At 59.1% G+C, this 21318-nt stretch carries 24 protein-coding genes and 2 tRNA genes; 6 read left to right on the top strand and 20 right to left on the bottom strand.

The window, feature by feature from the left end; genetic code table 11:
- The first annotated feature begins 25 nt into the window (after window positions 1-25).
- A complete protein-coding gene (locus ABIB99_RS24310) occupies window positions 26-274 on the top strand; it encodes a hypothetical protein (protein WP_354177755.1) in 249 nt (82 codons plus the stop codon).
- Here ABIB99_RS24310 and ABIB99_RS24315 read toward each other — a convergent pair.
- From ABIB99_RS24315 to ABIB99_RS24365, 11 genes are all read right to left on the bottom strand, one after another.
- Window positions 271-1224: a DUF2971 domain-containing protein gene (locus tag ABIB99_RS24315; RefSeq protein ID WP_354177756.1), complete on the bottom strand. Its 954-nt coding sequence runs from the start codon at window positions 1222-1224 to the stop codon at window positions 271-273. The genes ABIB99_RS24310 and ABIB99_RS24315 overlap by 4 nt on opposite strands.
- Window positions 1225-1236: 12 nt before the next feature.
- A complete protein-coding gene (locus tag ABIB99_RS24320) occupies window positions 1237-3006 on the bottom strand; it encodes a recombinase XerD (protein WP_354177757.1) in 1770 nt (589 codons plus the stop codon).
- Between the two features lie 109 nt (window positions 3007-3115).
- Window positions 3116-3191 (bottom strand) — tRNA-Phe (locus ABIB99_RS24325).
- A gap of 185 nt (window positions 3192-3376) precedes the next feature.
- Window positions 3377-3559 carry a DNA gyrase inhibitor YacG gene (gene yacG, locus ABIB99_RS24330; RefSeq protein ID WP_028151429.1) on the bottom strand — a complete coding sequence of 61 codons (183 nt, stop codon included), beginning with the start codon at window positions 3557-3559 and terminating at the stop codon, window positions 3377-3379.
- 145 nt (window positions 3560-3704) lie between these two features.
- Window positions 3705-4334, bottom strand: coding sequence for a Maf-like protein (locus ABIB99_RS24335; protein ID WP_028151428.1), 630 nt, complete (start codon window positions 4332-4334; stop codon window positions 3705-3707).
- Between the two features lie 146 nt (window positions 4335-4480).
- The gene (locus tag ABIB99_RS24340) at window positions 4481-4948 is read right to left on the bottom strand and encodes an arsenate-mycothiol transferase ArsC (RefSeq protein WP_166348571.1); all 468 of its coding nucleotides are present in this window, start codon (window positions 4946-4948) and stop codon (window positions 4481-4483) included.
- Between the two features lie 131 nt (window positions 4949-5079).
- Window positions 5080-5577, bottom strand: a complete 498-nt coding sequence (locus ABIB99_RS24345) for a UPF0262 family protein (protein WP_063985874.1) — start codon at window positions 5575-5577, stop codon at window positions 5080-5082.
- Window positions 5574-6869, bottom strand: coding sequence for a histidinol dehydrogenase (gene hisD, locus ABIB99_RS24350; protein ID WP_354177758.1), 1296 nt, complete (start codon window positions 6867-6869; stop codon window positions 5574-5576). The genes ABIB99_RS24345 and hisD overlap by 4 nt, the downstream gene beginning before the upstream one ends.
- Window positions 6870-7014: 145 nt before the next feature.
- Window positions 7015-7464 (bottom strand): DUF2948 family protein, encoded by a 450-nt coding sequence (locus tag ABIB99_RS24355; protein WP_354177759.1) that lies wholly within the window; start codon window positions 7462-7464, stop codon window positions 7015-7017.
- An 81-nt stretch (window positions 7465-7545) separates the two neighbouring features.
- On the bottom strand, window positions 7546-8205 hold the full coding sequence (locus tag ABIB99_RS24360) for an NAD(P)H-binding protein (protein WP_354177760.1): 660 nt from the start codon (window positions 8203-8205) through the stop codon (window positions 7546-7548).
- Between the two features lie 26 nt (window positions 8206-8231).
- The gene (locus tag ABIB99_RS24365) at window positions 8232-9170 is read right to left on the bottom strand and encodes an SDR family oxidoreductase (RefSeq protein WP_354177761.1); all 939 of its coding nucleotides are present in this window, start codon (window positions 9168-9170) and stop codon (window positions 8232-8234) included.
- Window positions 9171-9255: 85 nt separating this feature from the next.
- Between ABIB99_RS24365 and ABIB99_RS24370 the strand changes: the two genes are divergently transcribed.
- A complete protein-coding gene (locus tag ABIB99_RS24370) occupies window positions 9256-9909 on the top strand; it encodes a TetR/AcrR family transcriptional regulator (RefSeq protein ID WP_354177762.1) in 654 nt (217 codons plus the stop codon).
- A 222-nt stretch (window positions 9910-10131) separates the two neighbouring features.
- On the opposite strand, the gene ABIB99_RS24375 is transcribed toward ABIB99_RS24370, so the two are convergent.
- From ABIB99_RS24375 to ABIB99_RS24395, 5 genes are all read right to left on the bottom strand, one after another.
- On the bottom strand, window positions 10132-10956 hold the full coding sequence (locus ABIB99_RS24375; RefSeq protein WP_354177763.1) for an alpha/beta fold hydrolase: 825 nt from the start codon (window positions 10954-10956) through the stop codon (window positions 10132-10134).
- Window positions 10957-11070: 114 nt separating this feature from the next.
- Complete coding sequence (locus ABIB99_RS24380; protein ID WP_166348553.1) at window positions 11071-11580, bottom strand: hypothetical protein; 510 nt, start codon at window positions 11578-11580, stop codon at window positions 11071-11073.
- A gap of 251 nt (window positions 11581-11831) precedes the next feature.
- Window positions 11832-12140, bottom strand: coding sequence for an EthD family reductase (locus tag ABIB99_RS24385; RefSeq protein ID WP_063985878.1), 309 nt, complete (start codon window positions 12138-12140; stop codon window positions 11832-11834).
- A gap of 126 nt (window positions 12141-12266) precedes the next feature.
- Window positions 12267-13973, bottom strand: a complete 1707-nt coding sequence (locus ABIB99_RS24390) for an FAD-dependent oxidoreductase (protein WP_502917512.1) — start codon at window positions 13971-13973, stop codon at window positions 12267-12269.
- A gap of 40 nt (window positions 13974-14013) precedes the next feature.
- The gene (locus ABIB99_RS24395) at window positions 14014-14202 is read right to left on the bottom strand and encodes a hypothetical protein (protein ID WP_028159142.1); all 189 of its coding nucleotides are present in this window, start codon (window positions 14200-14202) and stop codon (window positions 14014-14016) included.
- A gap of 317 nt (window positions 14203-14519) precedes the next feature.
- Here ABIB99_RS24395 and ABIB99_RS24400 point away from each other — a divergent pair.
- Window positions 14520-14594 (top strand) — tRNA-Thr (locus tag ABIB99_RS24400).
- A gap of 346 nt (window positions 14595-14940) precedes the next feature.
- Here the strand turns inward: ABIB99_RS24400 and ABIB99_RS24405 are convergent.
- Genes ABIB99_RS24405 through ABIB99_RS24415 form a run of 3 tightly spaced genes read right to left on the bottom strand, consistent with a single transcriptional unit; the run spans window position 14941 to window position 16542 of the window.
- A complete protein-coding gene (locus tag ABIB99_RS24405; protein ID WP_354177765.1) occupies window positions 14941-16101 on the bottom strand; it encodes a DUF3631 domain-containing protein in 1161 nt (386 codons plus the stop codon).
- Between the two features lie 6 nt (window positions 16102-16107).
- On the bottom strand, window positions 16108-16284 hold the full coding sequence (locus tag ABIB99_RS24410) for a hypothetical protein (RefSeq protein ID WP_354177766.1): 177 nt from the start codon (window positions 16282-16284) through the stop codon (window positions 16108-16110).
- A complete protein-coding gene (locus ABIB99_RS24415) occupies window positions 16285-16542 on the bottom strand; it encodes a hypothetical protein (protein ID WP_354177767.1) in 258 nt (85 codons plus the stop codon).
- 1231 nt (window positions 16543-17773) lie between these two features.
- On the opposite strand from ABIB99_RS24415, the gene ABIB99_RS24420 reads away from it, so the two are divergent.
- Window positions 17774-18028, top strand: coding sequence for a hypothetical protein (locus ABIB99_RS24420; RefSeq protein WP_354177768.1), 255 nt, complete (start codon window positions 17774-17776; stop codon window positions 18026-18028).
- On the opposite strand, the gene ABIB99_RS24425 is transcribed toward ABIB99_RS24420, so the two are convergent.
- Entirely contained in the window at window positions 18025-18291 is a 267-nt protein-coding gene (locus ABIB99_RS24425) for a hypothetical protein (protein WP_354177769.1), read from the bottom strand. The two genes, ABIB99_RS24420 and ABIB99_RS24425, sit on opposite strands and share 4 nt — an antisense overlap.
- A 195-nt stretch (window positions 18292-18486) precedes the next feature.
- Here ABIB99_RS24425 and ABIB99_RS24430 point away from each other — a divergent pair, with 195 nt between their 5' ends.
- Both ABIB99_RS24430 and ABIB99_RS24435 read left to right on the top strand, forming a co-directional pair.
- Window positions 18487-20145: an ATP-dependent nuclease gene (locus tag ABIB99_RS24430; RefSeq protein ID WP_354177770.1), complete on the top strand. Its 1659-nt coding sequence runs from the start codon at window positions 18487-18489 to the stop codon at window positions 20143-20145.
- Window positions 20146-20257: 112 nt separating this feature from the next.
- Window positions 20258-21214, top strand: coding sequence for an AbiTii domain-containing protein (locus ABIB99_RS24435; RefSeq protein ID WP_354177771.1), 957 nt, complete (start codon window positions 20258-20260; stop codon window positions 21212-21214).
- The last annotated feature ends 104 nt before the right edge of the window (window positions 21215-21318 follow it).

The following is a 21318-nucleotide window of genomic DNA, read 5'->3' on the forward strand; positions in this document are numbered from 1 at the left end:
GGTTGCTTTTGGAACATATCTCCAAGTGATCGCAGCTACAAAAACGCATCTCGCCTACGGGCGGAATGCACTCTACCCTACCTCGCAATGGTGGTGGTTCATCGTCGGCATTATCGGTCCCATCGTCATCAGCAAGGCGAACCAAGGCGCTAATGCTGGGAACGTGCTGGATGCAGCAATGATCGACCGCGATTTTTACGAACGGGTCCGGAAGATCAATGGATGGCAGTATCAGATCGACGAGGTCGAAGCTCAGAGGTATCGCGCGGCCTAGCCTACCCTAAAAGGTATCTCTGAACTATGCAGGTTGATGCCACCGTATTTATGCTTTTCGAGGAGAACTCGACCGGCCATTAACGATACACCACTCCGTCTTCCTGGGCCTGACCATAAATCGGTCAAAGGAAGTCGCAGAGTGGGATCGGTTGGAGCCAGTTGAACTCTGAAATCAAGATCGATGTAGGGCCTCAACCCTAAAGGCCTCGGGAGAAATTCGATGTCGCTATTCTCTGTTGCGAGGTGAATATAGCGCCACTCGGCCTCCTCCTGGAATGCAGGGTTCTTCAGCACTGGAGCAACTGAAGCTGCACCGATTATGACGAACCAATTCCACCACAGGATACGCCGACTCCGATCACTTCCTAATGTGGTGTCGATTGCGCAGAGTTCCTCGTATTCATTGAGCGCCCATTGCAGCAGAGACGCAATCAAGCTTGTCTGAATGGCTTTGTCGTAGATCACCGGGACGAGCATGCCGTTCTCCCTATCGATCTCAAACAAGCGTTTAGTCTCGAAACCCAAACAATATCCGCCTTCGCCGTTCCCATATGCTCGCCACTGATTCAGGGAGTTCTCAGCAATTGAAAAACACGCGACGAACACTGAGGCCGTATCCTCAGGCTTCGTGTGAGTGACGAATGCCTCCAACTCTTCGAGGACAGTTTGACGCAGAGACGAAACCTTCTGCGCCTTTTCCGAGCGGATCGCCTCTACGAGAATACTTACAGCATGCAGATACTCGCTGGCGTCGTTCAGATGCGCGAGGTGTGTTGCACGTAAACGCCCGTTCTCGATGATGCCCTTGCAACCTCCGGCGTCGGTGTAATGCCAGAGCTTTTCTGGGAGCGGCTGAGGGACATTGTTGAACAGCGCCCGCTGCACTTGCTCCTTCATTCGGGTAATTTGGTCCAAGGGAATTGGACCTTGCGGGAGCAAGTGGAACATGCGGTGAATCCATCAGCCTTTTGATTCTTTCGGATAAGCTACCTCATAGCGCGGATACTTGGCGAGAGCTGCGGCTTGATCCTCAAGTTCAACACCGTGATATCCGTCCGCCACGGTGCGGCCTTCAAGGGCGTGCCCGGAGATCACATCGAGCGTTCGGCGGTCGATACCTGCCCTTACGCCAATTGGCTTGAAGCGATGCCTCCAGCCGTGGTTCGGCGCGACACCTTTGTCCGGCACCACTCCGCGAGCAAACTCCGCAAGCCTGTTCTTGATCCCCTGCAATGGTCCAAGCACACGCTCCTGTTCGTCACCATCCTCGGAAGGTCGCAGGAATAGATGACCACGAGGTGCAGCCCTCACGAACTCCACAAAGCCCATTTCAATGAGGTGACGATGCAAAACCACATCCCTTGCTTCATTGGTCTTCACAGTGCCCGCCTCGGGCGTGACCGTGAGGTACCAAATGCCCCGGCCATGCTTATGTAAGTCCTCCTTTCGCAACTGGGCCATCTCTCCGACACGCGCTCCTGTATACGCCATGAGCCACGGCACCCACCGCTTGGCTGCAAACGTCTCCGGCATCTCTCCACCACGATTGACCCGGAGGCTTGCCGTGAGAATTGCTCTTGCCTCAGCATCCGTGAAGGCCTTGCTCCGCAGCCTCCGTGGCTTTGCAGCTTTGAGCGTGACACCCTCAGCGGGATTGCTGTGCATCTTCCCATTTGACGCCGCCCATCCAAACACAGCTTTGAGCCCCGAGAGATCACTGTCCTTCACAGTCTTCGCTGAGATCGGTTTCCCAGTGCGAGGGTTGATGGTGGCTAAACGGTGATCCTTGAAGCCAATCACATCGCTTTTCGACACGCGGCTGCAATCATCGTGACCGAGGAATGCAACAAAGGCTGCCATCGAATTACTATAGCTCTCGTGGGTGCTGGGCTTAAGGTTGCGAGCCTTTGCCTCCACCCACCAGCCTTCAATCAACGCAGTCAACGAGCCTCTCTTTAGGACTGGTTGCTTGTTGGTAGTGTCCCCCTTCGGCGCGACCCAAGCAGGGAAGCGTTCCGACTTCGGGTCAGGACTGTAGTCGCCTTGAGCATTCCGCAGGCGGACCTCAAATGCATCACGCAGCGCCAGCCAAAAAGCCCTCAGCAGCAGGCCGCGCGACGCGGCGTCAACCCGTCGAATGCCTTCAGACAGAAGCAAGCGATCAACAAGGCGCCCCAGATGAATCTCAAGGGCGGAGGTCTCCGGGCACTGATCTGCGGGTGGAAGATTGTCGAGGTCAAATGGATCGCGCAGCAGTTTCGGCCTGTCTATCTCATGCTGGCCTATGGTCTCCAACCGAACGAGACGCATCAGGACCGCTTCGAAGATTCCGGCATCGTCCTCGGGATCATGCGGCACCGGATGCATCTTGCCATCATGGCCCTGCTCCGCTGCATACGTGCGTTCGCGTCCCTCGCCCCCGGCCCATGCCCTGTAGACGCGTCCGGCCAAGGCCGTTGCTTGAGCATTGGTGAGGGAGGTAGGGCTATCATCCCGGAAGGCTCGGAGGATGCGCTCAAGGTACTGATCGGCCGCAGCGATCCTAGCTTTGACCTCTGCCGGCTCATCCGCCCGGAGGGAAAACCGAATGGCCTGAGCACGGGGCGAGATCGTCACCGCATGCGTCGCCTCACCGAGCGGAAAATACAGGGTGCGACCAACCAGCCGCTCCCGCACATCCCCCGGAATCCGTCGTACATAGAGCTGAAACCGCGAGCCATCGCGCTTCATTGGACGCACCACCCGATACAGCATGTTGCCTACCGTTGTTACACAGTCCGGCGAGCGCAAATCACTGTAAGGGCTTAACTTATTGAAGGATAAGGAACCCTCAAGGGGATGGTGCCCAGGGGCGGAATCGAACCACCGACACTGCGATTTTCAGTCGCATGCTCTACCAACTGAGCTACCTGGGCGTGCTCCAAAGAGGGGCCAAGGCCCATCGAGCGGGCGGTTTATAGTGGGCTAGAAGCGGCCTGTCCACCCGGCTTCGCCAAGAGGCTTCGCCGGGCGCGGCCCGGCTGTGCACAAGATGGGGCGGGCTTGCTGCGGCTGGTGCGCGGCGCGTCGACCATCGGATTAAGCAATTGATATTATTTCATTATTCTTCGCCGTCCGCCTCGTCGTCGCGGCCGGGGATGACGTAGGAGCCTTTCAGCCAGCGGTTCAGGTCGACGTCGCGGCAGCGCGAGGAGCAGAACGGGCGGGTGGCTTCCGACTGCGGCTTGCCGCAGATCGGGCAGGTTTTGAGCGGGCCGGCGGGCTTTTTGACGTGGTCGTCCATGATGTCGGCAGCTTACTCGGGGTGAAGGCGTTCAAGAGCCTGTCGGCAAAGCGGTTCCTCGGGCGGTCGCGCAGGCGTCGCTGGCCGGGTCCGGCGGGCCCATTCTACTGTGCATGGGGTTGTTTTCGAGATTTTTGTCGGCGCGCTAGATGGCCGTGGCGTTGAGCCAGCCGAAGCGGATCGGAAAACCTTCGCCGCCGAGCAGCGTCGTGGTCTCGTAGAGCGGCAGGCCGACGACGTTGCTGTAGGACCCCACCATCTTGACCACGAAGGAGCCGGCGATGCCCTGCACGGCGTAACCGCCGGCTTTGCCGCGCCATTCGCCGGAGCCGATATAGGCTTGGATGTCGTCCTCGGAGAGGCGCTTGAAGCGGACGCGGGTCTCGACCAGGCGCTGGCGGAAGGCCTCGCGCGGCGTCACCAGGCAGATCGCGGTGTAGACGCGGTGGTTGCGGCCCGACAGCAGCCGCAGGCACTGCGCGGCCTCGTCCACCAGATTGGCCTTGGGCAGGATGCGGCGGCCGACCGCCACAACCGTGTCGGCTGAGAGGATGAAGGCGCCGCGCAGCTCGTCGTCGAGCTGCACCGATTTCAGCGCCGCATCGGCCTTGGCCCTTGCGAGACGGTTGGCGCAGGCGCGCGGCAGCTCGCCCCGCTTCGGCGTCTCGTCGACGTCGGCCGGCCGGAGCGCGTCCGGCTCGATGCCGGCCTGGTTGAGCAGCGACAGGCGCCGCGGCGAACCGGAGGCAAGTACGAATTTGGGGCGGCCGAGCATCAGGTGATTTGGGGGATGAAGCAGGGGATGAATTGCGCGCGGAACCTATCGGAAGGGGGCTGATTTCACAACCCGGGAACCCGGACTTTACTGATTCGAGGCGTCCAACATGCGTGTGCCCTCGGTCTGTGACGCGGGTGTTACGGCTAACCGCTCGCCGCGCCGACCTTCGCAAAACGCCTGCGGATGCGCATCAGGAGCTGGTCGCAGACATCGCGGTAGGCGGCGAGCTTCTGGTCGCGGCTGCCTTCGATGGTGGTGGGATCCTGCGTCGGCCAGTATTCGACGTCGGCGGCGAGCGTGCGGGTCAGCTCCAGCGCCTTGTGGTGCGCTTCGGGCGAGAGCGTGATGATGAGGTCGAAATTCAGCCCCTCCCAATCCTCCAGCTCCTCGAAGGTCTGCGGCTTGTGGGCGGAGATGTCCTGCCCCAGTTCGTCCATCACGGCGACCACGAAGGGATCGAGCTCGCCTTTTCTGGCGCCGGCCGACTTCACGTAGAGGCCCTGCGGAAACATGTGCCGGAGCAGGCTCTCGGCCATCGGCGAGCGCACGCTGTTCATCGCGCAGGCGAACAGCACCGATTGCGGATCGCGTGCGCGTGGCGGACCCGCCATCGCGCCTAGCCTCTTTTGAAAGAGGGCATGGCCTTGTCGGAAAACCGCTGCACATTTTTCCGGGCCATTAAGCCGTTTGTCTCGCGCATGATCTGGTCCGAAAACCGGTGCCCACTTTTCGGGATCATGCCCTAACCCTTCCAGTGCAGGACGGTGATGAGCGTGAACAGCCGGCGCGAGGTCTCGAAGTCGACCCGCACCTTGCCCTTCAGCCGCTCCTGGAGCGTGCGCGATCCCTCGTCATGGATGCCGCGGCGCCCCATGTCGATGGCCTCGATCTTGTCCGGCGTAGCTGTCCGGATCGCCTGATAGTAGCTGTCGCAGATCATGAAATAGTCCTTCACGATCCGCCGGAACGGTGTCAACGACAACAGATGCGCGACCACGGGCGCGCCGTCCTCAAGGCGAATGTCGAACATCAGCCGGCTGCCGGTGATGCCGATATGCAGCGTGAACGGCCCCTTCCCGTCGGCGCCATCGGGCGCGAACAGGTTCTGCTCGATCAGATCGTAGATCGCGATCGCGCGCTCATGCTCGATGTCCGGCCCGGAACGGCCGATCGAGTCCTCGTCGAGGGTGACCGCGACGATGCGATTGGTCGAGTCGTCCTGTTCGGGCGGCTGGGTCATGACAGATTGAGGCGCAATCCAATCGAGCGCGAATGGGCGTCCAGCCCCTCCGCTTGTCCGAGCGTCATCGCGGCAGGTCCGAGCGCACGCAGCTGGTCCGGGCCGCATTTCAGGATCGAGGTGCGCTTCATGAAGTCGGCAACTCCGAGGCCTGAGGAGAACCGCGCCGAGCGCGCCGTCGGCAGCACGTGGTTGGAGCCGCCGACATAGTCGCCGATGGCCTCCGGCGTATGCGCCCCGAGGAACACCGCGCCGGCGTTGCGGATCTTTGCGGCAAGCGCGTCGGGATCATCAGTCATGATCTCGAGATGTTCGGCCGCGATCGCATCCGCGAGCGGAATGGCGTCGGCAAGATTCTTCACCATGATGATGGCGCCGAAATCGGCCCAGGAGGCGCCGGCAATTGCGGTGCGCGGCAATGTCTTCAGCTGCGCTTCGACAGCCTTTTCGACATCGGCGGCGAGGCGCGCGGAATCCGTGATCAGGATCGATTGCGCGCTGGCATCATGCTCGGCCTGCGCCAGCAGATCAGCGGCGATCCAGTCGGCATTGCCGGTGTCGTCGGCAATCACCAGCACCTCGGAGGGGCCGGCGATCATGTCGATGCCGACCTTGCCGAACACCAGCCGTTTTGCAGCGGCGACATAGGCATTGCCGGGGCCGACGATCTTTGCGACCGGCGCGATCGTCGCGGTGCCATGGGCGAGCGCCGCCACGGCCTGCGCGCCGCCGACCCGGTAGATCTCGCTGACGCCGCCAAGCGAAGCAGCCGCCAGCACCAGCGGATTGAGCTTGCCGTCCGGCGACGGCACCACCATGACGAGGCGCGCAACGCCGGCGACTTTTGCCGGTACCGCATTCATCAGCACCGAGGAGGGATAGGCCGCGGTGCCGCCGGGCACGTAGAGGCCCGCGGATTCGATGGCGGTATAGCGCCAGCCGAGCTCGACGCCGAGCGGATCGGTGAAGCGCTCGTCCTTCGGAAGCTGGCGGCGGTGATAGGTCTCGATGCGGTCGCGTGCGAGCTTGAGCGCATCCAGTGTCGCGGCATCGCAGGCCTTCACGGCCGTCTCGATCTCGGCGGCGGTGACGCGAAGACCGGATGCATCCAGCTTCAGCCGGTCGAACTTTGCCGTGGCCTCGAGCAGGGCCGCATCGCCCCGCCTGGCGACGTCGTCGACGATGGTGCGCACGGCGGCCTCGACGTCGGCCGAGACCTCGCGCTTGGCGGCGAGGAAGGCCGCGAATCGCTGGTCAAAATCGGCGCTGCTGCGGTCGAGACGAACGGGCATTTTTGGCCTGGCTTCCGGCTGGTCTTTGGGGCGGATTGGCTCACCCGACCCCCTGCTCAATGGCGCGGCGGGGAAGCTGCGTCAACCCTCGGGAGATGCCGTTCCGGCAGCGGCCCGACCTGGCTTGACTGGTATACCGGCCAACTCACCCCTCCTCCTCGAGGCCCAGTCCCGCCCCGAGCTCGTCCGCCCCCAGATCGGTCAATTCGCATTCCAGACATTCGACGTCGAGGCGGATGGCGCCGCCATGGGCGAACAGCAGCAGCGCGCTGCCGCCGGGCTCCTCGTCGCGGCCGTCCTGGGAGTGAAACTCGATGCCGACGAGGTCCAGAACCTCGTCCGGCGCGCCGAGGTCGATGTTGCGCGACTTGCAGGCGAGCACGCGGTCGAAGCGGAGCGCGGCGACCAGCCGGCGGGGTTCGGCCTCGCCGTCCAGCGACTGCTCCCAGTCCAGCCGGCTCATCCCGACCACCAGCCGCTTCTCGCTTTGCCGCCAGATGATGTCGGCGGCCTGAACGCGGGCGTCCTGCACATGGGTCGAGATCACGGCGAGATCGTCGGCGTCGAGCGCGATCAGTTTGAGCTGGGGAGACATCGCCGGCATTTCTCCTCGGGGTCCGATCAGGCTCAACGCGCGCGGACGCGGAAATTTCCGTGAAACTAACGAGCTAGCCGGCTAGAGGCTATTGATATCCTCCATCTCCAGCACCTTCCGCGGATACCCCTCCCGGGCGACACGAATCATGGCGCGGCCCATCTGCTCGGTCGAGGTGACGAGCCGCGGCGAGATCCGGCGCAGCGCCGACCAGAGCGGCCCGGTTGCGGCATACACGGCCTGCACCCAGACGGTCTTGGAGCGGGCGCCGTGCAGGGGCTGAATCGCGCCCGGACGGAACATGTAGGCGCCCCGGAACGGCAGCTTGAGCAGATCGTTTTCGGTCTTGCCCTTGATCCGCGCCCACATCCGCGATCCCTGCTCGGTGGAATCGGTGCCGGCGCCGGTGACGTAGACAAACGTCATCTGCGGATTGAGCTTCGCGAGCGTCGTCGCCGCCGCGAGCGTGAGATCGTAGGTGAGATGGCGATAGCGATCCTCGCTCATGCCGATCGAGGAGACGCCGAGGCAGAAGAAGCAGGCATCGAAGCCCGTGAGCTGCGCTTCGATCGCCGAGTAGTCGGTGAAATCGCCGTGCGTGATTTCGGTGAGCTTGGCGTTGCGCACGCCGGTCGGGCTGCGGCCGACCACGAGCACGCGGTCGATGCCGGTGTCGATCAGGCATTCGCGCAATACGCCCTGCCCGACCATGCCGGTCGCGCCGAAGATGATGACTTGCATCGTGACGTCCCCACCCGGCCCGCGGCTCATGCGGCGACCGCGATCTCGTCGAAGGATACACCGGTCAACGTCGCCGAGACATCCCACAGCATGGCGGCCGCGGCGAAATCCTTCGCCTGCGGTATGATCTTCGCCGGCGCGGGCGGCCCCTTCAGTTCGTAGAACCAGTTCGGACCGTAATAGCCGCCGGGCTCTGCAGCCGGCGAGGTCGCCGCGAACAGCGTGGGCAGCGCGCCTTCGGCTGCGGAGTGGCTGATGAAAGGCTGGAGCCAACGGCTGACACGCGACTGGAAGGTGTCGGCGCCCGGCCCGTTCGGAATGAGATCGGTCCGCGCGTAGCCGGGATGGGCAGCAAGGCTCGTCAGGCCCCAGCCGGCGGCGAGGCTGTGGCGCTGCAGCTCCAGCGAAAACATCAGCATCGCCAGCTTGGACTGGCAATAGGCGCGCCAGGGACGATAGGAACGCTTGCCTTGCAGATCGTCGAAATTGATCGCGCCGGAGCGGTGCGCGAGGCTCGACAGATTGACGATGCGCGGCGCTTTCGCGCGGCGGAGCTGCGGCAACAGCTGTGCCGTCAGCGCGTAGTGGCCGAGATAGTTGGTGCCGAGCTGCATCTCGAAACCATCCTCCGTCTGTTGCCGCTTCGGCAGCGCCATCACACCGGCATTGTTGATCAGGAGATCGAGCTGCTCGTTGCTGGCGGCGAAGCGCCTGGTAAAATCGGCGACGGAGGCGAGACTGGCGAGATCGAGATGCTCGTAGGCGATCAATGCGTTGGGAAACCGCTCGCAAATGCCCTCGATCGCCCGCAGGCCCTTTGCGTCGTTGCGTCCGGTGAGTATGACAATGGCACCGGCGCCCGCCAGCGCCATCGCCGTCTCGTAGCCGAGGCCGCCCGTCGCCCCGGTCACGACGGCGGTCTTGCCGCTGAAGGAGGGGATGTCTGCCGTGCTCCAGTCGGTCATGCCGTATCTCCGTTCGGGGGCTGGAATGAGGCCCGCGACCGGTCTAAATGTGCACTGAGTGCAAGTTTGCAAGAGGTGAAATAATTTGAAGGCTTCGAAGCCCGGCGGGAAATCGGTCAGGACAGGCGCCAAGCCATTGCCGGCAGGAGCAAAATTCCCTGATGGCCCCGGCCTGCGCCAGCGTAAATTGCAAGAGACTCGCGAGCGGCTGACCCGCGCGGCGATGACACTGTTCCTGGAGCGCGGCTTCGAGGCCACGACCATCGACGACATCGCGACCGCGGCGGACGTGTCACGCCGCAGCTTCTTCCACTACTTCGCGTCGAAAGAGGACGTGGTCGCCGCCTGGCAGGAGGGCGCAGCAAGCGCGCTGGTCGCAGAGGTCGTGGCGCGGCCAGCGGGCGAAACCATGCTGACGGCGGCGGAGAATGCGATCGCGGCGGCGGTCAGGCGGATCGACCCGGCGGAAGCCGCGGCGATGTCGCGGCTCAAGCGCGACAATCCCGCGCTTCACGCGCGCGACCAGCTCAAATACGAGAAGCTCGAGCGCGCACTGGCCGAAGGGCTTTCGCAGCGTGCGAAAACCAAATCGGACAGGCTGAAGGCACGGCTCGTCGCCATGATCGCCACCGGCGCGATGCGCGTCGGCGGCGAAAACTGGATCGGCGAAGATGTGCGGGAGAAACCGGAGGTTTTCGTGAAGCGCACGTTCGATGCGATCAGGGCGATCTTGAAGTGACGCTCTTCCCCTCTCCCCTTGTGGGAGAGGGTGGATCAATCGCGCTTCGCGCGATTGAGACGGGTGAGGGGTTGTCTCCGCGCGTGAACTCTTGCAGTTCGACTCGTTGAAGCAGACCCCTCATCCGGCGCCATAGCCGATGCAGAGCATCGGCGTTCTTAAGAACGGCGGCCGAAGGCCGCCTATGCCACCTTCTCCCACAAGGGGAGAAGGAAGACTCCCTCACCCCTTGAAGAACGCGAGCAGGTCCGCGTTGATGGTTTCGGCGTGCGTGGTCGGCATGCCGTGCGGGAAGCCCTTGTAGGTCTTGAGCGTGCCGTTCTTCAGCAGCTTGGCCGACAGCGGGCCGGAATCGGCGTAGGGAACGATCTGGTCGTCGTCGCCGTGCATCACCAGAACGGGCACGCTGATCTTCTTCAGATCCTCGGTGAAATCGGTCTGCGAGAACGCGACGATGCCGTCGTAATGCGCCTTCGCGCCGCCCATCATGCCCTGGCGCCACCAGTTCTGGATCACCGCTTCCGACGGCTTTGCGCCGGGACGGTTGTAGCCGTAGAAAGGACCGGAAGCCAGGTCGCGGTAGAAGCCGGTGCGGCTGGCGGCGAGCTGCTTCTGGAGATCGTCGAACACGCTCTTCGGCAGGCCGCCGGGATTGGCCGCCGTCTGCACCATCAGCGGCGGCACGGCGGAGAGGATCGCAGCCTTCGCCACCCGGCTCTCGCCGTGACGTGCGATGTAGTGCACGACTTCACCGCCGCCGGTGGAGTGGCCGACATGGATGGCGTTCTTGAGGTCGAGATGTGCGGTCACCGCCGCGAGATCGTCGGCATAGTGATCCATGTCGTGGCCGTCGGCGACCTGCGAGGAGCGGCCGTGGCCGCGGCGGTCATGGGCGATGACGCGGTAGCCGTGATTGGCGAAGAATATCATCTGCGTGTCCCAGTCGTCGGCCGACAGCGGCCAGCCATGGCTGAACACGATCGGCTGGCCCGAGCCCCAATCCTTGAAAAAGATCTCGACGCCGTCCTTGGTGGTGATGGTGGGCATGAATGGCTCCTTCAGTGAAAATCAATCCGGGGCTCGCAAAACGCGAGCCGGCGATCCGGAGATGGTCGGGCGATGTCACGAGGTCGATGCCGCGCACCGACCGTGAACGTGCGATCAGGCAAACGTCATCGGCTTGTAGCGGCGCCAGGCGCCGATGGTCAGCACCACGAAGAACACGAGCACGATGCCCTGCACCACGGCGAAGACGGGGCCTCCCGGCGGATTCGGCGGCACGGCAGGCGCGAGCGCGGCGAGCGCCGGCACCTTCAGGAACGACTGGATCACCAGCACGAAGACGTTGAAATAGAGCGAGATCATCGCGGTCACGATGTAGACGGGACGCCAGACCCCTTTGAGCTTCATTCCGTAGAGCGCGAGGCAGGCGATCGCGAGCAGCACCAGCGAGATGCCGGCGATGATGTACGAGGGCAGCAGCTCCTTGAACGGAAACAGGAAGCCGGTGACGCTGGTGAGGATCGTGAACAGCAGGAAGATCGCGGTGAGGCCCGGCATCGACTTCGACCCGAGCAGGCCGAACATCACGACCAGGCCGGCGACGATGCCGATCAGGCTGATGATGACATGGACCAACGTGAAGGCGGGCAGGCTCAATCCAAGCATCATCTCACTCTCTCCGTTTGGAAGCTTTGGATGGTATTACGGCCCTCATTGAATGGCTACATGCGCGATGTCACAGGCTCGTGCGGAGCCATGCGCCGTCGTGCGAATCGAAAAACGCATGACTGAATTTTTTGCACCGCTGTCACAAACGACGGCAGTTTGTAGCCCGGATGGCGCGAAGCTAAATCCGGGCTACGAGCTTGCAGGTCTTCGACGAAAGTTGAATCGAATTTGGCGAGACGCTTCGCGCGCGCTCAGACTTCCTTGGTGTCGAAGATCAGCAGATCGGCGCCGCCGCTGGCGAATTTCGGCACGTCGCCCGCGGCCGCCTTGCCAGCTTCGCTGCCGAAGGCCTTCTGGATGTCGCCCACGCTGTCGAAGCTGAGAATGGCGACGAGGTGGACGCCCGATGGTCCGGCGGGCGAGCCGACTGCGCCCGTGCTGACGGCGTATTTCTTCAGGCCGGGAAGTTTCTTCGCGAGCGGAATGTGGGTCTCGGCATAATGCTTGTCGAAGGCGGCGGCGTCCTTGGGCGTCTTGTAGAGCACGACGAGTTCGGCCATTTAGTCCTCCCTTGTGAATCTTTTGTTCTTCCACGCGCGATTGGCCTCGCGACGGGGCGATAGTCTGTGGGACACGGCAAGATGGCAAGTGAGATTCCGCTTGCCGTCTGCTTGTCTTGTCCTTGACTAAAGCGCCGGTTTTGCGGCGTCACCGAGATAGCCGTGCAGGGAGGCCACGACCTGCGCGCCTTCGCCGATGGCGCCGCCGACGCGCTTGACCGAGCCGGAGCGGACGTCGCCGACCGCGTAGACGCCCGGCACCGAGGTCTCCAGTGGGGCCACCAGCTTGCCCTGGTTCAGCTCGGACTGCGCGCCCGTCACGACGAAGCCGCCGCGATCGAGCGTGACGCCACAGCCGTCGAGCCAGTTGGTGGCGGGATCGGCACCGACGAACAAAAAGAGATTCTTGATGTCGGCAGAGTCTTCATCGCTCGACAGCCGGCTCTTCCAGCGGATGCGCCGCAGCAGCGAGGCTTCGTCGCCCTCGAGCGCGGTGATCTCGGTGTTGAACATCAATTCAATGTTCGGTGTCGCTTCGATGCGCTCGATGAGATAGCGCGACATGCTGGCGCCCAAACCCCCGCCGCGGATGATCATCAGCACCTTCTTGGCGTGTCCCGACAGGAACACGGCCGCCTGCCCCGCCGAATTGCCGGCACCGACCAGGGCCACCTCCTCGCCGGCGCAGAGCCGCGCCTCGACCGGAGAGGCCCAATACCAGACGCCGCGGCCCTCGAACTTGTCGAGGTTCTCGATCTCGGGGCGGCGATAACGCGCGCCGCTCGCAACCACGACTGCGCGCGAACGCAAGGGATCGCTGCCGTCGAGCGTCACCGCAAAGGCGCCGTCCCGGCGCGTGCAGTCGAGCGACTTCACCGTGACGGGGATCATGATGTCGGCGCCGAACTTCTGCGCCTGGTTGAACGCGCGCGCGGTCAGGGCCTGGCCGGAAATGCCGGTCGGAAAGCCCAGATAGTTTTCGATGCGCGCGCTGGCACCGGCCTGGCCGCCGAAGGCGCGGGTGTCGAGCACGGCAACCGAGAGCCCTTCGGAGGCTGCATACACCGCGGTTGCCAGCCCGGCGGGTCCGCAGCCGACGATCGCGACATCGTAGATGCGGTCGTTGCGGGGGCCGCCGATCATGCCGATCGCGCGCGCAACCTCGGTTTCGCTGGGGTTGCGCAGCACCTCGCCGCTCGCCGCGACGACCAGCGGCCAGTCTTCCGGCTTCGGCGAATAGCGCGCGATCACCTCGGCGGCGTCGCGGTCACGCTCGGGATCGAGCAGATGATGCGGCTGGCCGTTGCGGGTGAGGAAGCCCTGCAAGCGCACCACGCCGGCCGAATACGAGGGACCGATCAGCACCACACCGCCGACGCCGGCCTGAAGCAGATTGACCCGGCGCAGGATCAGCGCGCGCATGATGCGCTCGCCGAGCTCGGCCTCGGCGACCAGCAGCGCGCGCAGGCGGGGCGGCGGCAGCAGCAGTGTCTCGACCTCGCCTTCGGCGCGGCCGTCGACCAGTGCCGGCCGGCCCGAGAGCTGGCTGAGCTCGGCCAGAAATTGCCCCGGCCCCTGGTCGATCAGCGGCGTGACATTGCCGAGCCCGTCGCGCTGGGTGATGGCGACGTGGCCCTTCAGCACGACGAACATGCCCGGTCCGGGCTTGCCGGTCTCGAACAGGAATTCGCCGTCGGCGTAAGTGCGGACCTCGCCGAAATTCCGCATGCGCTCGATCTCGGCCGATGTCAGCGCCGGAAAGGTCTGCTCAGGGCGCGTGAACCGCGACATCTGCGCATCACCATCGTTTCGTTGCTGCTCGTCCTGCCCCATTGCCACGTCCATGCACTCCAAAAATTCTAATCGCCAGACTTCAATCGCCAGTCTTGCCGGCGGTCCCCTCATCTAGGGAAGCATCGTCGTTCTGCGAGGGGTCGGTGATTGCGGCGCGTTCGCGCGCCTGCACTTTCCGTCGCTTCAGGTTTTCGCGCAGCGCCGATTTCAGCCGGTCGTCCCGCGCCCCCCTCGCCTGTCTCGTGCTCTTGTCGTTCTCGTCAGCCATCAGCGGTCCATACCAGCGATCCGCGATAACATGCCCGGAGAATGCGGCAGCTCAAGAGGCCCCTCGCGAACTGTTCGTGCGAAATCCAAAATGGGCCGAATGCCACGCCGCGGCCAACTGGCCAGTTGGCCGGGGATATCGGAACCGAAATCGGCGGAAAGTCGGTACTTTCACCTGAAAACGGGCATTTTGGCCCCGATATCGACCCGATTTTCTCGTTTTGGCGGAGCTAGCAAGCTTGCACAGGAGGGGGGCTTGTGGCAGATATCGGCCCGCTTGGTAGGCCCCCTTGGCGGCCGATTCTCATCCCAGCACATGCTGCCGTAGCTCAGTGGTAGAGCACTCCATTGGTAATGGAGAGGTCGACAGTTCAATCCTGTCTGGCAGCACCATTTCTCCAGCAATAACAATCAGTTCGATGCAGACGACAAGTTCGCACCTTGCAACCTGCGCGAGATTCACGTCTTTTTCGCTGATATCCTGCCACCCAATTTGCCACCCCATGCATATCTTATGTCGGCAACGACTAACGACAAAGACTTACCCCTCGATAGCGCCCTCAAACAAAATAGCCCCTCCAGCTAGGCGGAACGATCTCCTAGCCGAGGGGCTTTTTTCGTGTCTGAGTTACAAAACAAGTCGGGACAGCGTGGTCTTCGCCATCCCGACCAAGTCAGCTTGTTAGGCTGACAGAGTATCTACCAAGAGGAAATAGATACTCAACCTATGATTGCTTCATTACCACAAAGCTACTGTGTCATCTGGTAGAGGTGGTAGACCGCTTTCTTCTCTCTCGCGGCTGGCGGTGATGTTCAACTCTTCTTCGACTTCGCTTACTTCGTTCTCAGTGATGTAAGTTCGGAAGGTGGGCACCATTTTGTGCCAATCGTAGCCCTTCCTATTGATCGAACTAATTTTCATCTGCTTTGTCGATATCTCCGGATCGTAATCCGAGAGACATTTCGAAAGATGATTGTGATCAATCCACTTCGGAATACCTAGTTCGTGAAGCTCTTCCAGTAGCGTAAGAGAGTGTATTCGATCTTGGTACTTGCCACTTCGAAAGACCCTATAGACGCTCAGTAGTATCGAATGTGATAGGTTGTCGGCTTTGCCTGCTGCGAAGAACTGAGCTGCCTTCAATCCGCGCTGATACCACTCTTCATCCACCGCCTTAGCGACAGCTAACAACGGCTCCCACAGTTGCTCGTCTCGATTGTTGAGAAAACTCGTCTCTAGAGAGAAAGAGTTGAGCTTGCCGATAAAGGATGCATCGTCCGCCAGCGCCGTCAGTCTGTCCCGTAGTCCGGCTAGGGCTTCGAGATTTGTATGTCTCTCAACCGTTTCGTTTGCCGACTTAGGCCGCATGTTGATTACAAGCGTTCTTGTTTTAGTAGGCCCTGGTATCCGAGCCATGCTCAACCCTGCGAAGACCTTAGGACAATAGGCTGGGGTTTCGTTAAAGCCCTCCCCGAACCTTTTCATTCGGGTGATCGTCTTGCCCCGTTCGTATCCGAGATTGCAAAGACGGATCAAATCAGAGTTGTCCTTGCCGTGACTGAAGATCGTGTCGATTTCATCTAAGCAAAGAGTGATGATCTTTTCCGGCTCTGCATCTATCTTTGCTAGCAGTGACGCCGTGGTATGGCTTCCGGCAGAGATCGCGTTGCAGGCCAGCAATTGAGTAATCTTTAGCGCTTGAGACTTCCCGCTTGCAGGTTCTGGTGACATAAACGCCAGCATCGGGAAGGCGTCGAAAGCTCGAATGGTCTCGTGCCTTAGAAAGTAAGACGCAACAATCCAAAGGGCATTCGTTACGTATTTTTCTTCTTTATCGAAGACGCAATTTCGTCTGATCTCTTTCTCGATTTGGTCGAGTATAGTGTTTTCCTCTTGCATATAACTCTATTCTCTATCGACGGGGATGTACCGGTCTACAGCGGCGGAATAGCCGAGGTCGTAACCTACCAACTGTCCTGCCCCAAAGCCTTCGTCCCAGTCTTTGTTTTTAGATCTTGGAAGCTTCTGAAAGTCGAGCTTGTCTTGGACTGAAACATTTCCGGCATCAAAGACGGCCATCATTTACCGAGCCCTTGCGGAATTCGTGACGTGAGCCTTTGAGATCGTCCCGCTTTCAACCTCAGAGTAGACGTGCTTAGCGGGACTTTTGACGTTGATGCCGCCGTATCCCGCGCCGGCAAACTGGGGGACTCTATCATGGGCGTCCACAACAGTAGTTCTAACGTGCTCTTGAAGCTTTGCTTGATTGCGGCTGTTAGACGGAGAAGCTCTATCCTTTTCAGGAATTGTAAGATTGGGATCATCGGAGATGATTTTCATTGTTCTTTCCATGGGGGATTTAAATATTTGTGTTTCAGTGTGACTTGGTTGAGAAATTTGTGAGGCCTTTCCATCGCGGAAAGCTTGTCTCGCGTCTTAGCTCTTCCTCCACCGGAGGATATGACGAGATTGTCTCGTTTAAGATTGCAGGCGTCTCTATCGAGTAGTTGCACCTTTTCGCCCCTCGAAGCATTGGCTACTAGTCTTGTAATGGACACGCGGCTTTTTCCGCGCTCGAAGACTTGACCGTTTGAAAGTCGCCAGCGGGGATCTAACCCCATCTCGATTAGCGAATTGAAATCCTCTTGGAACAGCTGCACGACTTTGTCGGAGTTAGTCAGAGGTACTGAAACAATCGGATTGAGAGCGTCATCCAAGGAATGCGTTACTTCGACGGAGTGCAATTCGCTTCCTCTTGGTTCTTCGCTTCGTTGGCGAGGAAGTCATCGATGAATGATTTCACTCTCTCAGCAGACGTAAACCGTCCTCTCAGTGGAATAGGCGGAGAAGTTTGGTCCTTCATTTGGATGCTCCAGAGAAGGTGCTCGCTATCTCGTGTGAGGACAAAGTTGCGGTATTCGAAACCGACTAGCTCAGCATTTTTTGGAGGTGCCGCCGGTTCTGCGTATTTGAAATATTTCACGGTGTCAGACATCGGCTGGCCAATCTGCAAACCTCTCGCCGAGAGCCATGGCGTCTTGATGCATCTGGGCTTGGCTCTGCCAATACAAAGAAGGATTGCTCTTCTTGAGCCGTGTGTAATAGCTCCAAGTCCGCTGTTGCTGACTTTCTTCGTCAGCGAGCATTCTGCGGATTTTGTTTTGAGTCGTTTCGGAAGGTTGGTAGCCCGTAATAGGCTGATCGTTTGTAGGGTCGTCTAGTATCATTGTTGGAGGTTGTTTCCTTATAGAAAGCAATATTGCAATTGTACATGATTTTTAGTGCAATGTCAAGTACTTACTACCTTAGATAGTAAACTTATAATATGGAGGTGGTGTCGTTATTCTTGCAGTCTTCTTCTCTCAATAAGGTAGAGAGGTAGACCAAGTAGACGGTAATTCCCCTACTGGCGGTAGGCTGCGTCTATCTTCCTAGTTATTATTATTCTGTTTTTTCTAATCTCTATCTATGATGAGCTGGGAGCGCCGCTCAAAGCTGACAGGTCTCGCGCGTCCCGGCGCTACCGTCTACCGGGTCTACCTATTCTACTTTGTCTAATTGGGGCGCGGAAATGGACGGCAATAAGGGCTGCACGTTTGCCATGATCGGCATTTTTGTGCTGATACTGGGCGTCGCGTGGCTTCATGATCAAGCTAACCAGCGTCCTCCAATGTCTGACGCAGAATTTCATTCACGTATGGAAAAGCAGAGAGCGGATCGACGGCAGCGCTGCATCAACAATGCCAAGCTGGCCTATGACTCGCTGCCCCAATATGCAAAACAGCACTTAAATGAAATCATCGAGCGTTGCGCGAGCGACGACTAGAACGATTTACTTGAGAAGAAAATAAGCGGAATGCCTCGCCTACCTACGCAGCCATTGAACTCAAGCTCGCGGTCTTTCATCTTGAGATCACGCTTGCTGACATAGGCCCGGCACTCCACCACAGCCGTTCGGATTTCTGTATCATCGCCGCTAAGTGGCTTCGAATATCCGGGGAAGTTGCCTAGCGAGCTTGCGTCGCCTGCGAAAGAGCAGGGCATCCAGAAATTCACTGCCACAATTAACAGCGTCAAGACATTCCGCATGGGAAACCTCTAGCTCGTCACCTGAGGATAGCACCATTCGGCGTCCAGCTACAGCATCTCCCGCGCGCCCAGGCTCTACCGTCTACCGGGTCTACCCGGCCTACCCTGATTGACGCGACTCACCTAGGTTGAGGCCTGGATTCGCCTCAACTCGGAAGAAACATATGTCCGACGCACTTGATTGGAACGCCCGAAATGATTGAAAGCATCTCCCTCAAATTCACGAAGAGGACTGACCCGCTTGTCGTGCCTGCGCGTGGGGTAACGATCTTTGTGGGTCCAAATAATTCTGGCAAAAGTCTTTTGCTCCGTGAGTTCGAATCGGCATTCATGAGCAACGGCACCTCTGAAACGAAGATCTTTGGCGACTACGAACTTCAATGGCCAGAAGAAGCGCAATTCAGAAGCGATATCGAGAAGCTCAAAGAGAAAGCGCCAAGTGACGTGCAATTGGAGAGTATTTACGTCGGTCGTTTCAATTCGAGCGGCTCGTTTGATGCGCAGAAATTGGACCGGGAAGCTCTTTTCAACATATTTAAGCAGCGTAACAAGCGCTGGATGGCGTCCCAATTCTTCCGGTTCTTTCAGATCCGATTGGACGGCCGCACTCGCTTCGATCTTACTAACGACCGGCCATCCGGTGATTTAGCGGGGGCTCCAGTCAATTTGTTTGCGCACATTTTTCAAGACGACACCCTTCGGCAGGAAATTCGAGAAATTGTTTTCGATGCCTTTGGTGTCTACTTAGTTATCGACCCGCTTAACGGTGGCAATTTACGCATTCGTTTGTCGCAGAATCCCCCAGCCGACGACGAGCAATCACTCGCTAAGTCAGCACGAGATTTCCACCAAGCTGCGACCCATATCAAAGATGCAAGCGACGGCGTCCAAGCGTTTGTCGGCATTTTGATAGCAGTGTTGTCCGGTGACTTCCGTTCGATCCTCGTTGACGAACCAGAAGCGTTCCTGCATCCGCCTCTTGCAAGAAAGCTAGGCTACCAACTTGCTGCAACTACTACCAAGCGTTCGGGCTCGTTTATGGCTTCCACGCATAGCGCCGACTTTTTGCTTGGCTGTCTACAGGCGTCTAGTCAAGTTCGGGTCGTCAGATTGGAATACTCGAACGGTAAATCCAACGGCCAGTTGGTCGATTCTGATGCGCTAAGGAAGTTCTTTAAAGCACCCTTGATCCGAAGCGCGAACGTCATCTCCGGTTTGTTTCATGATGGCGTCGTCGTAACTGAATCGGACAATGACAGGGCTTTCTATTCGGAAATCTACTATCGGCTGACCGAAAACGAGCCTGGATTTCCGTCTTTGCTTTTCGTGAATGCACAAAACAAACAAACCATAAGAGATATAATTGGACCACTTCGCGCGTTTGGGGTGCCTGCTGCTGCCCTCGTCGATATCGACATTCTAAAAGATGGCGGATCAACATGGACTGGTTGGCTAAAGGCAGCGAACTTTCCTTCTGCAATGACCGGCAGCCTTGGCGTGCTGCGAGGTGATCTGCATAAGCGGTTCATAGACGCTAACGTCGATATGAAGCTAAAGGGCGTAGACGGTCTCCCAGTGCAGGGTGACAAAGATGCAGTGAACGAGCTTTTCGACACGCTGGATCAGTTCGGCGTGTTTGTGACCCGCGACGGCGAGTTGGAATCATGGCTACGCCCTCTGGGCGTTACTAGCAGGAAGGCAGAATGGACGGTCGAAATGCTGCAGAAACTTGGCGATGATCCCGGTGCGTCCGAATACGTGCGTCCATCGAATGATGACGTATGGGAGTTCATGCAACGAATTGTTGCGTGGGTTCGGAACGCAGATCGAAAGGGCATGTCGGTAGGATCTTAGACGCAAGGAGCGCGGTGCAAGTCGTTGCCGAATTTGGCGCGCAGTCTTGCAGCTGAATAGGTTACGTTTGCAACATTCTATCTGAACAGGCACCACTAGCAGGGGCACTAGCATGGCGGGGAAGAGTCAGTCTGAACATATTCTGGAGCTCAGTCGCGAGCTTTTGGATGATATTGAGCTTGGCCGTTTGGAAGCCACTAAGCTTCTCTTGAAATGTTCGCGCTTGGCGCGGTTAGCCGGTTCAGAGGAGGTGTTGAAGTGGATTGGCTTCGAAATGAGCGGGTATAACGGTTCTGATCCGATCTCGCTGCTCTATATGACGAAGACTGGACGTTGGATTAATTACGAAAAGAAGCAGGGGTATTGGGGGCCGTTTGCCCAGCAAGAGGCAAGCATAGCAGCCCTTACTGCAAAACTCTCGTCCATGAACCTGCCCAACATTTCGAGCGAATACGCAGGTATCGCCATTCAAGGTGTGATCACCGCTCAGAACGCAACTACAACTTCAATATCATCTCTCAGCGGGGTTACGTCGCGTGTTTTGGCTCTCCTGCACAAATTCGTGTCGGAGGTTTATTACGAGCGGGAATTTGCTGCCCTTGCTGAGAGTACGTTCGAACGGTACAAAAAAGACGTAGATGCATTGATTGCCCTGCATGCCGGTGACGTCCTTTCTAAAATTCCTGCCGTGGTAAATCGTTTGAATGAGAAGGACGAAGAAGGAATTAGCCAAGCTCTCGCTACTTGCCGACGGATATTGGAAGCCTTCGCCGACGCAATCTTTCCACCAACCGATTCAACAATTGAGCTGAATGGCAATACGCTTAAGCTTGATGCTTCAAAGCACCAAAACCGCATTAATGCCTACATTGCAGGAATAACCACCAGCTCTTCTCGGCGACAAAGATTGCGGCAAAACTTGTCTAACCTCTTTGATCGCGTTTCGACCGGTGTGCATAAAGACGTGACCACCGAGGAAGCTTTCTCTCTCTTTCTCAATACATATCTGTTTCTCGGCGAAGTTCTTCATCTCGGCTTTTCGCCGGACGGCGTTGTTAAACCGGAGTAGTACCTTTAGCTCGCGTTGAGCGAGGGACCTTTTTGTGCCCAATCTGAGAGTGTTCGCCATGGCTATGCCAGACGAGGATTAAGCAATTGCGCGGATGATAGGTT

This window comes from Bradyrhizobium sp. LA6.1 (assembly GCF_040547805.1).
GTDB classification, from domain to species: Bacteria; Pseudomonadota; Alphaproteobacteria; order Rhizobiales; family Xanthobacteraceae; genus Bradyrhizobium; species Bradyrhizobium barranii.